The 12,417-nt window shown below is 73.7% G+C and carries 11 protein-coding genes; 2 read left to right on the forward strand and 9 right to left on the reverse strand.

Features of this window, described 5'->3' with window-relative positions:
- Positions 1-35: 35 nt before the first annotated feature.
- From IF61_RS0124445 to miaA, 5 genes are all read right to left on the reverse strand, one after another.
- Positions 36-1,508 carry a M1 family metallopeptidase gene (locus tag IF61_RS0124445; RefSeq protein WP_211264930.1) on the reverse strand — a complete coding sequence of 491 codons (1,473 nt, stop codon included), beginning with the start codon at positions 1,506-1,508 and terminating at the stop codon, positions 36-38.
- Between the two features lie 165 nt (positions 1,509-1,673).
- Positions 1,674-3,800, reverse strand: coding sequence for a RelA/SpoT family protein (locus IF61_RS0124450; protein ID WP_030368676.1), 2,127 nt, complete (start codon positions 3,798-3,800; stop codon positions 1,674-1,676).
- A gap of 181 nt (positions 3,801-3,981) precedes the next feature.
- On the reverse strand, positions 3,982-4,872 hold the full coding sequence (gene dapF, locus IF61_RS0124455; RefSeq protein ID WP_030368677.1) for a diaminopimelate epimerase: 891 nt from the start codon (positions 4,870-4,872) through the stop codon (positions 3,982-3,984).
- Positions 4,873-4,946: 74 nt separating this feature from the next.
- Positions 4,947-5,399, reverse strand: coding sequence for a hypothetical protein (locus tag IF61_RS0124460; RefSeq protein ID WP_030368678.1), 453 nt, complete (start codon positions 5,397-5,399; stop codon positions 4,947-4,949).
- A 106-nt stretch (positions 5,400-5,505) separates the two neighbouring features.
- Positions 5,506-6,444 (reverse strand): tRNA (adenosine(37)-N6)-dimethylallyltransferase MiaA, encoded by a 939-nt coding sequence (miaA, locus tag IF61_RS0124465; protein ID WP_030368679.1) that lies wholly within the window; start codon positions 6,442-6,444, stop codon positions 5,506-5,508.
- A 205-nt stretch (positions 6,445-6,649) separates the two neighbouring features.
- Between miaA and IF61_RS0124470 the strand changes: the two genes are divergently transcribed.
- Positions 6,650-6,889 (forward strand): hypothetical protein, encoded by a 240-nt coding sequence (locus IF61_RS0124470; RefSeq protein WP_030368680.1) that lies wholly within the window; start codon positions 6,650-6,652, stop codon positions 6,887-6,889.
- 31 nt (positions 6,890-6,920) lie between these two features.
- Positions 6,921-7,172, forward strand: a complete 252-nt coding sequence (locus tag IF61_RS0124475; protein WP_030368681.1) for an antitoxin — start codon at positions 6,921-6,923, stop codon at positions 7,170-7,172.
- Positions 7,173-7,430: 258 nt separating this feature from the next.
- On the opposite strand, the gene IF61_RS0124480 is transcribed toward IF61_RS0124475, so the two are convergent.
- From IF61_RS0124480 to IF61_RS0124495, 4 genes are all read right to left on the reverse strand, one after another.
- Complete coding sequence (locus IF61_RS0124480) at positions 7,431-8,141, reverse strand: class III extradiol dioxygenase subunit B-like domain-containing protein (protein ID WP_030368682.1); 711 nt, start codon at positions 8,139-8,141, stop codon at positions 7,431-7,433.
- Between the two features lie 79 nt (positions 8,142-8,220).
- Entirely contained in the window at positions 8,221-9,762 is a 1,542-nt protein-coding gene (gene miaB / locus IF61_RS0124485; protein WP_211264931.1) for a tRNA (N6-isopentenyl adenosine(37)-C2)-methylthiotransferase MiaB, read from the reverse strand.
- A 98-nt stretch (positions 9,763-9,860) separates the two neighbouring features.
- The gene (locus tag IF61_RS0124490; RefSeq protein WP_030368684.1) at positions 9,861-10,841 is read right to left on the reverse strand and encodes a quinone oxidoreductase family protein; all 981 of its coding nucleotides are present in this window, start codon (positions 10,839-10,841) and stop codon (positions 9,861-9,863) included.
- Positions 10,842-10,902: 61 nt separating this feature from the next.
- Positions 10,903-12,339, reverse strand: coding sequence for an MFS transporter (locus IF61_RS0124495; RefSeq protein ID WP_052392990.1), 1,437 nt, complete (start codon positions 12,337-12,339; stop codon positions 10,903-10,905).
- Positions 12,340-12,417: the final 78 nt, after the last annotated feature.

Genomic DNA, 12,417 nt, shown 5'->3' on the forward strand with positions numbered 1-12,417 from the left:
CGACGCGTCGATGGTCCCACGCCGCCGCCGGAGCGTCACGCGGGTTTCGCCGCGGCCTTCCAGTCGGGGTGGCCGGGCATGGGCGGGGTCTTCGGGCCGTACAGCCAGTCGTGCAGGAAGTCCTTCAGGTCCTGGCCGGAGACCTGGGCGGCGATGGCGGTGAAGTCGGACGTGGTGGCGCTCTCGTCCCGGTGGGCGTTGATCCACTCGCGCTCCAGGCGGTCGAAGGCCGCCGCTCCGATCTTCTGCCGCAGCGCGTAGAGGACGAGCGCGCCCCCGTCGTAGACGACCGGCCGGAAGATACTGATCCGCCTGCCGGGGTCGGGCGGCTTCGGCAGGGCGGGCGGCCCGCCGTCGGTGCGCCAGGCGTCGGAGTGCTCGTAGGCGGCGCGCATCCGGGCGTCGAGCGTGCGGCCGCCCTTGTGCTCGGCGTACAGCGCCTCGTACCAGGTGGCGTGCGCCTCGTTGAGCCAGAGGTCGGACCAGCTCGCCGGGCTGACGCTGTCGCCGAACCACTGGTGGGCGAGCTCGTGGACCATGATGGACTCGAGGTACCAGGCGGGCAGGTCGTCCCGGACGAACAGGCCGCGCTCGAAGAGGGACAGGGTCTGCGTCTCCAGCTCGAAGCCGGTCGACGCGTCGGCGATCAGCACGCCGTAATTCTCGAACGGGTAGCGGCCGGTCTTCCCCTCCATCCAGGCGATCTGCTCGGGCGTCTTGGACGCCCACTTCTCCACGCGCTGCCGGTCGGCCGCCGGGACGACGTCCCGTACGGGCAGGCCGTGCGGCCCCGTGCGGTGCACGACGGCGGAGCGGCCGATGGCGACCTGGGCGAGCTCGGTGGCCATGGGGTGCTCGCTGCGGTACGTCCAGGCGGTGTTCGCGCCCCGGGCCGCGCGTCCCTCCGGCCGGCCGTTGGCGACGACCGTCAGGTCGCTGGGGGCGGTGACGTGGAAGGTGAAGCGGGCCTTGTCGGAGGGGTGGTCGTTGCAGGGGAAGACCCGGTGCCCCGCGTCAGCCTGATTGGCCATGACCAGCCCGTCCTTCGTACGGACCCAGCCGCCGTCCTTGGGGTTGCGCGGATCGCTGGTGTGCCGGACGACGACGGTGAAGAGACCCTCAGCCGGCAGGGCGACGGACGGGGTGACGACGAGGTCCTCCTTGGCGGAGGCGAACTGGGCGGGCAGGCCGTTGACGGTCACCGAGCGGACCGTGCCGCCCGAGAAGTCGAGGTTGAAGTGGTCCAGGCCGGTGGTGGCCCGTGCCGCGATGGTGGTGACGGCGTCGAGCGGCCGGCTGTTGGTGTGGTAGTCAAACTTGATGTCGTAAGCGGCCACGTCGTAGCCGGGATTGCCCAGGTCCGGGAAGAGCCGGTCGCCGACGCCCTGAGGGGTCGCGGAGGGTGGAGCGGCGGCACCGACGAGGAGGGCCGTGACGGTGGCGAGGGCGGCGCGGCGGCGCACGGTCCGCCAGGGGATCAGGGCGGGTTTCCCGGGTGACTGCGGCATGCGTCCATCGCTATCAGCGCGGGGGCCCCGCGCAGTGGCGGCACGGCGCCGCCCCACCCGTACGAGCGTGCCCGGAAGGCTGTACGAGCGGCTCCCCGCCCAGGGGGCGAAAGTCGTCACTCCGGTCCCGGCGGCGGCCTCCCCCTGCCGGCCGTCCCGCCCCGGCTAGAGGCGCGCCGTGGCCACCGGCCGGCCGGCCCGCGCCACGTCGTAGACCCCCGGCACCCGCCGCATGGCGCGCATCAGCTCCGGCAGCCGGTCGGCGTCCGGCAGTTGGAGGGTGTAGGTGTGGCGCACGCGCTGCTCGTGGGGCGGCTCGACGGCAGCCGAGATGACCGCCGCCCCTTCGGCCGCGATGGCCTCCGTGAGGTCGGCCAGGAGGTGCGGCCTGCTGAACGATTCGGCGCGCAGGGTGACGCGGTAGTCGCAGGCACCGCCTCCCTCGGGGCTGCTCCAGCGGACGCCGACGGGCTCCCGGCCGGAGGTGACCATGCGGTGCACCGCCGGGCACTGAGCCCGGTGCACCGTGACCGCGCCGCCGCGTACGGCGAAGCCGGTGACCTCGTCGGGCGGCACGGGCGTACAGCAGCGCGCCAGCCGGACGCTCGCGGCCGCCAGGTCCGCCCCGTCGGCCGTGACGGCGACGGGCCACCGAGCGGCCGGCGCAGTGGCCCGGGGCGGCGGGCAGGGGCGGCCCGTGGCGAGGGGCACGGGCGGGGCGGCCTCGGCCGCGGGATGGGTCGCCAGCCAGCGCTCGATGGCGATCCGCGCGGCGGGCGTACGGGCGTGCTCCAGCCAATCCGGGGAGGGCCCGGAGGCGCTGTCGCGGGACATCAGCAGCTGCAGGGTGTCGCCGTCGCGCAGCACGGTGCTGAGGGTGACGAGGCGGCCGTTGACGCGGGCGCCGATGCAGCTGTGCCCGCCGTCCCCGTGCTGGGCGTAGGCGGCGTCGACGCAGCTCGAACCGGCGGGCAGGCCGATGGTGCCGCCGTCGGCGCGGAAGACGGTGATCTCGCGGTCCAGGGCGAGCTCGTGGCGGAGCGAGGTCCAGAAGGTGTCGGGGTCGGGCGTGGCCTGCTGCCACTGCAGGAGCCGGGAGAGCCAGCCGGGCCGGGTGGGGTCGACGCGCTCGCCGTCCGTGGCGTCGGGCGTCTCCGGGGCCGCGTACGGATTCCCCAGGGCGACGACGCCGGCCTCGGCGACCCTGTGCATCTGGTGGGTGCGGATGAGGACTTGCGCGGCCTCCCCGCCGGGGCACGCCACCGCCGTGTGCAGCGACTGATAGAGGTTGAACTTCGGGGTGGCGATGAAGTCCTTGAACTCCGAGATGAACGGAGTGAAGCAGGTGTGCAGCTCGCCGAGGACCCCGTAGCAGTCGGCGTCCTCCGCGACCAGGACGAGCAGCCTGCCGAGATCCGAGCCCGTCACCTCGGCCCGCTTGAGGCGCACCCGGTGCACGGAGACGAAGTGGCGCTGCTTGACGAGGACGTCGGCCGCGATGTCCGCCTCGCGCAGGACCGCCCGCACCCGCTCCGCCGTCGCCTCCAGGGTCGCGAGGCCGTCGGCGTGCCCGCGGACGAACTCGCGGGTGCGGGCGTACTCCTCGGGGTGGAGGATCGCGAAGACGAGGTCCTCCAGCTCCGTCTTGAGCGCCTGGACGCCCAGCCGTTCGGCGAGCGGGATCAGGACGTCCCGGGTGACCTTGGCGATGCGGACCTGTTTGTCGGGGCGCATCACGCCGAGCGTGCGCATGTTGTGCAGCCGGTCGGCGAGCTTGATGGACATGACGCGGACGTCGTTGCCGGTGGCCACGAGCATCTTGCGGAAGGTCTCCGGCTCGGCGGCCGCGCCGTAGTCGACCTTCTCCAGCTTGGTGACGCCGTCGACCAGGAAGCGGACCTCCTCGCCGAACTGCCCGCGGACCTGGTCCAGCGTCACCTCGGTGTCCTCGACGGTGTCGTGGAGGAGGGAGGCGGTCAGGGTGGTCGTCTCGGCGCCGAGCTCGGCCAGGATGAGAGTGACGGCGAGCGGGTGGGTGATGTACGGCTCGCCGCTCTTGCGGGTCTGGCCGCGGTGGGAGGACTCCGCGAGCAGATAGGCCCGCCGCAGGATGTCGAGGTCCGCGCCCGGGTGGTGGGCGCGGTGCACCTTGGCGACGTGGTCGATGGCGTCCGGCAGCCTGCCGCGCGAGCCCGACCCGCCGAGGGCCGCCCGCCCCAGCCGTCTCAGGTCGAGGCGGGCGCGGCCGCGCCAGCGGCCTGGAACACCTTCGGGCGTGGCGTCCGTGCTCATGGGGCACCTCCGGCAGCGTCGACCGGCGGTCGGCTGCGCGCCTCCGTACCGGTGCTTGATGCTACCGAGCCCATCACGCGCTGCTCACCCGCTCTCGCCCAGAGTGAAACGGATCACCCATTCGAGCGAGCCACGCCGCACGGAGTCCGGCGGGCGGAGCGGAAAAGAGGTAGTGGCGTCCTCAGGCGAGCGCCGCGGCCAGCCAGGACGGGTCGAAGACGCCCTCCGCGACGATCACGGCGGGGCCGGTCATCTCGACGGTGCCGTCCGGCGCCTCGCTGATCACCAGGCGTCCGCCGGGGATGTCCACGGTGTACGTGACGGGGAGGCCGGTGACGGCGGGGTCGAGGCCGTCCCGGCGGGCGGTCGCGACCATCACCGCGCAGGCGCCCGTGCCGCAGGAGCGGGTCTCGCCGGAGCCGCGCTCGTGGACGCGCATGGCGACGTGCCGCGGGCCGCGGTCGGCCACGAACTCGACGTTGGTGCCGTCCGGGTAGGTCTCGGCCGGGGCGACGCCCGGGGCGGTGTACAGGTCACCGGCGTCGTCGAGGTGGTCGACGAAGGTGACGGCGTGCGGGTTGCCCATGTTCACGTTGCGGGCGGGGCGGGTGCGGCCGCCGACGGTGACGGTCACCTCGCCCTCGGGGAGCACGGCCCGCCCCATGCCGACGGTGATCCCGCCGGGCGTGCCGTCGGGGCCGTCCTTGGCGATGTGGGCCTGCCGGATGCCCGCGCGGGTCGCGACGGCCAGGTCGCCGGCCTCGACGAGGCCCGCGTGGCGGAGGTAGCGGGCGAAGACCCGGACGCCGTTGCCGCACATCTCGGCGATGCTGCCGTCGCTGTTGCGGTAGTCCATGAACCACTCGGCCTCGCCGGCCATGGCGCGCGCCTCGGGGTGGGCCGCGGACCGGACGACGCGGAGCACTCCGTCGGCGCCGATGCCCGCGCGGCGGTCGCACAGACGGGCGACGGCGGCCGGCGACAGCTCGATGCGGCCGTCGTAATCCGGGATGATCACGAAGTCGTTCTCGGTGCCGTGGCCCTTGAGGAAGGCGATCTGTGTGGTGCTCACGGTTCGATGGTACGGGGACGGGCCCGCGGTCTCCCCGGCGAGGCCCCCGGCCTGCCTCACTGCTGCGGGCCCGCTCAGCGCAGCCGTGCCACGCGCCATACGGCGAGGACGACGACGAGGACGACGACGAGGACGTACGTGGCGGCGTACCGCCAGTCCGGGCGGCCTCCGGAGCCGGGGGCCGGCATGCCGGGCCAGGTGTAGCCGACCCGGCGGGCGGCCATCACTCCCCAGCCGGCGGCGCAGCAGCTGATGAGCAGGCCGAGCATGGCGACGACCGGTCCGCCGTCACCGAACTCGAAGGCGAGCGGGAAGGCGAACATCAGGGAGCCGACGGCGGCGAGCCCGACGATCGGGGCCAGCTGCCAGATGCGCAGCCTGCGCTGCGGGCGCAGTTCCCGGAACGACGCGGGCGCGGCGCTGCCGGCCTCGACGGCTCCCTCGGTGTCCTCGGGACCGTCCGGAGTCAGAGCCTCCGGCTCGCCCCGCGGCGGCTGTTGCGGTCTGTCGCGAGGGCCGGCCTCCATCGCCACGCGCCCTCCTACCCGGACTTCACGGCTCGATCGAAGCTTGATGATGGCACGCCCGCACAGGCCGGAATGGCGTGCGTAGCGTCCCGATGCCATCACGTGATCAGGCTGTGACCGCCCGTTCGAGCAACGCCAGCGCGAGGCCGGGCAGTTCCGCCCTGCGGTCGGCCGCCCCGCTCAGCCAGTGGACCCGGCTGTCCTTGCGGAACCACGAGTCCTGGCGGCGCGCGAACCGCTTGGTGGCCCGTACGGTCTCGGCGCGCGCCTCGTCCTCGGTGCACTCCCCCGCCAGGAAGGCGAGCACCTGCTGGTAGCCGAGGGCGCGGGAGGCGGTGCGGCCCTCGCGCAGGCCCTGCCGCTCCAGGTCGCGCACCTCGTCGACGAGCCCCGCCTCCCACATGCGGTCCACGCGCAGGGTGATCCGCTCGTCCAGCTCGGGGCGCTCGACGTCGACGCCGATCTGCAGGGCGTCGTAGACGGGCTCCTCGCCCGGCAGGTTCGCGGTGAAGGGCCGGCCGGTGATCTCGATGACCTCCAGGGCGCGCACGATGCGGCGGCCGTTGCCGGGCAGGATGGCGCGGGCGGCGGCCGGGTCGGCGGCGGCGAGGCGGGCGTGCAGGGCGCCGGGGCCGTGCTCGGCCAGCTCCTCCTCCAGGCGGGCCCGGACGGCCGGGTCGGTGCCGGGGAAGTCCAAGGCGTCGATCGTGCCCTTGATGTAGAGCCCGGAGCCGCCGACGAGCACGGGGGTGCGTCCCTCGGCCAGGAGCCGGTCGATCTCCGCGCGGGCCAGCCGCTGGTACTCGGCGACGCTCGCGGCCACGGTCACGTCCCAGATGTCGAGCAAGTGGTGCGGCACGCCCTGCCGCTCCTCCTGGGTCAGCTTGGCGGTGCCGATGTCCATGCCCCGGTACAGCTGCATGGAGTCGGCGTTGACGACCTCCCCGCCCAGATGCTGGGCGAGGGCGACGCCGAGGTCGGACTTGCCGGCCGCCGTGGGACCCACGACGGCGATGACCCGCGGGGCGGGAACTGCGTTTTTCACCGGGTTTTTCACCGGATCAGTCTCGCAAACCCGGGCGGCACCCCACGAACGAGCGACGTGACGCGGCGCTGCCGGGTTCGTTGCCTGTTGCGAGGTCCCGGCGGCCGGTTTCACGGGCCGGAGGCAGCTGGTCCACGGATCGGCGCCCCGGCGCGGACCGGGCGGCGCGGGGTTTCGCTCACACCAGTAAGGTAATGGAGTAGATATGGGCGTGTTTTCAAGGTTTCGCCGCAAGTCGTCCGAGGCGTCAACCGAAGAGGCGGCAACGGCCACTCTGACGGCGGAATCGGCCGACGCCGCCGCGACGGAGGCCGAGGCGGCCGGGTCGGAGGAGGCCGGCGAGGCCGAGGCCGAGGCTCAGGCCGGCGAGGGGGTCGAGATCCCCAAGCAGCAGTCGGCGGAGAAGGCCGCGGACAGCGAGGCCGGTGAGGGCGCCCGTAAGTAGCTCTTGAACCAGGAAGACGAGGGAAGGCGCCATGGGCCTGTTGGACACTCTCAAGGCCAAGCTCGCCCCAGCGAAGGACAAGATCGGCGACCTCGCGCAGCAGCATGGGGACAAGATCGAGCAGGGGCTGGAGAAGGCCGCCAAGGTGGTCGACGAGAAGACCAAGGGCAAGTACCACAGCCAGATCCGGACGGGCACCGGCAAGGCCAAGGACGCCATCGAGCGGCTCGCCGAGAAGGAGGGCGGCAAGGAAGGCGGCTCCCCGGGCGGTCAGGCCTCCTGAGGACCGCCGGGTGGTCCCGGCCCACTGACCTCGTCGGCGACGGGGCGCGGAGCATCGGCTCCGCGCCCCGTCGCTGTGTCCGGGGTACTACGCCGGGGACGTCCGCTCACGGACCGGGGCTGTCTGCTCACGAGGAATCCCTGAAGGGCCTGTACGGCCCGCTCGCCGCCGTTCGGCGCGAAGAGACCCCTGGGGGCCCGGGCTCCCTCACGGGCCCGTCAGGGCGGCCTGAAGCCGCTCAGAGGTGGCGCGCCGGGCCTACGACCACGTCGCCACGAAGTACCCCACCCCGTAGGGCGCCTCGTCGTACAGCAGCTGTCCCTTGAGCCCCGCGTCCTCGCCGGCTCCGGCGAGCACCTGCCACGGGGCGCGGCCCGCGGCCTTCAGCTCCTGGGCGAGGGCGACGTCGAGCGCGGTCAGGGCCGCGGTGTCGGCGGCGCCCAGCGCCCGTGCCGCCTCCGCGTCGAAGTCCGCGGCCCGCTCGTCGAGGTAGCCCGGCGCCTTGAGCGTCCGGCAGGCGCTGCCGTCGCCCATCACCAGCAGGGCGGTCCGGCCGTCGCCCCCGGCCAGCTCGCGGCCGGCCGCGAGGCAGCGCTCGGGATCCAGCGGCTCCCCGACGCCCAGGCCCTCGACGGGCGCGACCGCCCAGCGCGTACGGTCCAGCAGCCAGGCGGCGACCGCCAGGGACTGCGGGAGCTCGCGCCCGTCCGCGGGCGCGCCCTGGCCCAGACGGACGTCGAGGTCCACCCCGAGGCCGCGGAACGAGCCGCGCGCACCCTGCGGGTGCGGTCCCCGGCCGTCCAGGGGCGCGGGGCCGAGGACGACGAGGCGGTCGGGCCGGGCGGCGGCGAGGACGCCCACCGCGTCGAGACATGCGGCCCGCAGGTCGTCCAGCTCGGGTGCGGCCCCGGCGGCGACCTCCGGGACGAGCAGCGGCGGGCAGGGGCATACGGCAGCGGCGACGAGCATGGCGGGAACGATACGCCCGCCGTGCCGCCCCCGCAGTCGCGGCCCGGGTCGCCCGGGCCGCGTTCTGCAGACGGGTGCGTCAGCCGCAGCTGTCGCCGCAGCCGGCGGCGGTCGGCACCGGGCTCGGTGCCGGGGCGCCGATGGCCGGGATGCCCAGCATCACGCCGGCCGGCTTGGCAGCGGCAGCGGTGTTGCGCTTCTCCCACGCGTCGCCCGCGCGCGTGCGGCGCACGGCCTTGGCGGCTCCCTCGGCGAGGAGGTGGTGCGGGGCGGCGTAGGTGATCTCGACGGTCACCACGTCGCCCGGGCGGACGTCCTCGTCCGGCTTGGTGAAGTGCACCAGGCGGTTGTCGGGGGCGCGGCCCGAGAGGCGCTGCGTGGCGTCGTCCTTGCGGCCCTCGCCCTCGGCGACCATGACGTCCAGGACGCGGCCGACCTGCTTCTTGTTCTCCTCCCAGGAGATCTCCTCCTGGAGGGCGACCAGGCGCTCGTAGCGCGCCTGCACGACCTCCTTGGGGATCTGCCCGTCCATGGTGGCCGCCGGGGTGCCGGGGCGCTTGGAGTACTGGAAGGTGAAGGCGTTCGCGAAGCGGGCCTCGCGGACCACGTGCATCGTCTGCTCGAAGTCCTCCTCGGTCTCGCCGGGGAAGCCCACGATGATGTCGGTGGAGATGGCGGCGTCCGGCATGGCGGCGCGCACCTTCTCGATGATGCCCAGGAAGCGCTCCTGGCGGTACGAGCGGCGCATCGCCTTGAGGACGGTGTCCGAGCCGGACTGCAGCGGCATGTGGAGCTGGTGCATCACGTTCGGCGTCTCGGCCATGGCGGCGATCACGTCGTCGGTGAAGTCGCGCGGGTGCGGCGAGGTGAAGCGGACGCGCTCCAGGCCCTCGATCTTGCCGCAGGCGCGCAGCAGCTTGGAGAACGCCTCGCGGTCGCCGATGTCGGAGCCGTACGCGTTGACGTTCTGGCCGAGCAGGGTGATCTCGCTGACGCCCTCGGCGACGAGCGCCTCGATCTCGGCGAGGATGTCGCCCGTGCGGCGGTCCTTCTCCTTGCCGCGCAGCGCCGGGACGATGCAGAACGTGCAGGTGTTGTTGCAGCCGACGGAGATGGACACCCACGCCGCGTAGGCGCTCTCGCGCCGCGTCGGCAGCGTCGAGGGGAACGCCTCCAGGGACTCGGCGATCTCGACCTGGGCCTCTTCCTGGACGCGGGCGCGTTCGAGCAGCACCGGCAGCTTGCCGATGTTGTGCGTGCCGAAGACGACGTCGACCCAGGGGGCCCGCTTCACGATGGTGTCGCGGTCCTTCTGGGCGAGACAGCCGCCGACGGCGATCTGCATGCCCGGCCGCTTCGTCTTCATGGGAGCCAGCCGGCCGAGGTTGCCGTAGAGCTTGTTGTCGGCGTTCTCCCGCACCGCGCAGGTGTTGAAGACGACGACGTCGGCGTCGCCCTCGGCGGTGCCTTCGGGAGCGCGGACGTAGCCCGCGTCCTCCAGCAGGCCGGACAGCCGCTCGGAGTCATGGACGTTCATCTGGCACCCGTAGGTGCGGATCTCGTAGCTTCGAGTAACGCCCACTTCGTCCACTGCCCCGGTCCGGTCACTGCTGCTGGTCATCCCTCAAGGGTAAAGGGGGCCCGGCGAAGCTCCGGACCACCGCCCGCGAGGGCGTCTCACGGGACGCGGCGCGGCGCTCCCCGGCGCGCCCGGGGGCTTCAGGAGTCCCCGGGGCTGAGGAGGAGCTTGCCCGTGGAGCGGCGCTGCTGGAGATCGCGGTGGGCTCGGGCCGCGTCCTCCAGCCGGTAGGTCCCGCCGACGCAGGCGTCGATCTCACCGTCGCGCAGCCAGGCGAACAGCTCCGCCGAGCGCTCCAGGAGTTCGGCCGGGTCGGTCGCGTGGTCGTTGAGTGTCGGACGGGTGAGGAAGAGCGAGCCGTGGGAGGCGAGGAGGCGCGGGTCGAACGCGGGCACGGGGCCCGAGGCTTCGCCGAAGAGGACGAACGTGCCCCGTGGGCGGAGCGCTTTCAGCCCCGCCTCGAAGGTGTCGCGGCCCACGCCGTCGTAGACGACGTCGGCACCGCGTCCGCCGGTCAGCTCGCGCACCTGCCCGGCGATGTCGGTGCCGCCGGCGGTCACCAGGGTCTGCCAGGCGCCCAGCGCCCGGGCGGCCGCGGCCTTCGCCGGCGTGGAGACGGTGGCGATGACCTTGACGCCGTTGCGGGTGAGCAGCTGGGTCAGGAGGCGGCCGACGCCTCCGGCGGCCGCGTGGACCAGGGCCGTCCCGCCTTCGCGCGCGGGGCGGGTGGAAGTCGTGAGGTAGTGGGCGGTCAGGCCCTGGAGCAGCAGGGCCGCCGCGTCCTGGTCCGCGATGTCCGCCGGCAGGGGGACGGCGGCCCGCACGGGCACCACGACCTGCTCGGCGTAGCCGGCGGGGGCCGTGCACCAGGCGATGCGGTCGCCCGGCACGAGGGAGGTCACTCCTTCGCCCACGGCCGTCACCGTGCCCGCGCCCTCGGAGCCGGGTGTGAAGGGAGGGGACGGCTTCCCACGGCCTTCGCGCTCGTAGATGTCCTTGAAGTTGACGCCGATGGCCGAGGGGCGGGCCAGCACTTCTCCGGGCCCGGGCGTCGGGGCGGGCAGTTCGGCGACGGTGAGGACCTCGGGGCCTCCGTACTGGGTGACGACGATGGCGCGCATGGTTCCTTCCCGGGCGGTGTGCAGGGGGTGTGGAGGTCGCGGTGTGCAGGGGGTGCGGAGGTCAGGGACGGGTGGTGTGCGGGGCGCGGGCGCGGGAGGGCAGAGCCGCGGGTACGGCCATGACGACGACCAGGAAGCCGAGGGCGACGAGGGCCAGGCAGATCCGTAGCCCTGCCGGCCCGGGGGAGCCGTCGAGCAGGACGCCGAAGAGGGCGATCGCCACTGCTCCGCCGATCTGGCGCAGGGCGTTGAGCGCGCCGGAAGCCAGGCCCGACCGGTCGGCGGGCACTGCGCTCAGGACCACGGCGGGCAGGCTCGGCCCCATCAGCCCCGCGCCGAGCCCGAGCAGGGCACTGCCGCAGAAGAAGATCCACCAGCCGGGGTGCCCGCCGAGCGGCAAGAGCGCGCAGGCGCCGGCCGCGGCGGCCAGTGCACCGCCGATCAGCAGCGGGCGCGGGCCGGTGCGGGTGACCGCCCGGGCCAGGACGAAGGAGGCGAAGGCCCACAGTGCGGCGAAGGGCACGAAGGACAGTCCCGCTCCGAGCGCGTCGAGGCCCCAGGCGCTCTGCAGGCGCAGCGAGAGGGCGAACTGTGCGCCGTAGGCGCCGAACTGGAACAGCGCGCCGATGGCCAGGCCGCAGGCGAACCGTGGCCGGGCGAGCAGGCCGAGGGGCAGTACGGGTGCCGCCGCACGGCGCTCGACGGCGACGAACGCCACGGCCGAGGCGAGGGTGACCGCCAGCAGCGCCCACGTCACGATGTCGGTCCAGCCTTGGGCCCCGCCCTCGATGAGCGCGCCGATGCCGCAGCCGACGACCATGACGGCCAGTGTCTGCCCGGCGGGGTCGAGGGTCGCTTCGCGGGTGGCGGAAGGCGGAACCTGGAGCCTGGTCAGCCACCAGGCCAGCAGTCCGACGGGCACGTTGATCAGGAAGATCGAGCGCCATCCGACGGCCGTGGTCAGCACTCCGCCGAGCACGGGGCCGAACACGAGGGCGAGGGAGCTGACCCCGCCCCAGACGGTGAGTGCCCTGGCCCGCCGGGCGGGGTCCGGGTACATGTGGGCGATCACTGCCAGGGAGGCGGGGAGCAGGCCGCCGGCGGTGACGCCCTGAAGCACCCGGGCGGTGACCAGGAAGCCCAGGCCGGGGCTCGCCGCGCAGGCCGCCGAGGTCACGACGAACCCCAGCAAGGAGACTTCGAACACCCGCCGCGCGCCCCAGCGGTCGCTGACGGCCCCGCCGCTGAGCAGGAAGGCGGCCAGGGTGATGGTGTAGCCGTTGATGAGCCACTCCAGGCCGGCCAGGCTTCCGGCGAGGTCCTCCCGGACGGCGGGCAGCGCGACGTTGAGGGCGCTGCTGTCCATGAGGACCATGAAGAAGCCGAGACAGACGGCGAAGAGGGCGAGCGGACCGGTGGGCCGGGAGGCCGCATCCGCCGCGCCCGGGGGCACACTCCCGGCGGCCGCGTCCTGGCGGGATGGCGAGCGGCCGGGCATGACACACCACCGTGCTTCCTGGGACGACTAAAGTGTTCGACGGAGGTCGATCACCATGAATGTAAGACCCGAGTCGAA

The organism is Streptomyces roseoverticillatus, assembly GCF_000719265.1.
Classification (GTDB): Bacteria; Actinomycetota; Actinomycetes; order Streptomycetales; family Streptomycetaceae; genus Streptomyces; species Streptomyces roseoverticillatus.

Excerpts from the sequence above, each read along its gene's own strand:
- IF61_RS0124445 (WP_211264930.1), bottom strand. The coding sequence starts at position 1,508 with ATGCCGCAGTCACCCGGGAAACCCGCCCTGATCCCCTGGCGGACCGTG.
- IF61_RS0124450 (WP_030368676.1), bottom strand. The coding sequence starts at position 3,800 with ATGAGCACGGACGCCACGCCCGAAGGTGTTCCAGGCCGCTGGCGCGGC.
- IF61_RS0124460 (WP_030368678.1), bottom strand. The coding sequence starts at position 5,399 with ATGGAGGCCGGCCCTCGCGACAGACCGCAACAGCCGCCGCGGGGCGAG.
- IF61_RS0124470 (WP_030368680.1), top strand. The coding sequence starts at position 6,650 with ATGGGCGTGTTTTCAAGGTTTCGCCGCAAGTCGTCCGAGGCGTCAACC.
- IF61_RS0124475 (WP_030368681.1), top strand. The coding sequence starts at position 6,921 with ATGGGCCTGTTGGACACTCTCAAGGCCAAGCTCGCCCCAGCGAAGGAC.
- IF61_RS0124480 (WP_030368682.1), bottom strand. The coding sequence starts at position 8,141 with ATGCTCGTCGCCGCTGCCGTATGCCCCTGCCCGCCGCTGCTCGTCCCG.
- miaB (WP_211264931.1), bottom strand. The coding sequence starts at position 9,762 with ATGACCAGCAGCAGTGACCGGACCGGGGCAGTGGACGAAGTGGGCGTT.
- IF61_RS0124490 (WP_030368684.1), bottom strand. The coding sequence starts at position 10,841 with ATGCGCGCCATCGTCGTCACCCAGTACGGAGGCCCCGAGGTCCTCACC.
- IF61_RS0124495 (WP_052392990.1), bottom strand. The coding sequence starts at position 12,339 with ATGCCCGGCCGCTCGCCATCCCGCCAGGACGCGGCCGCCGGGAGTGTG.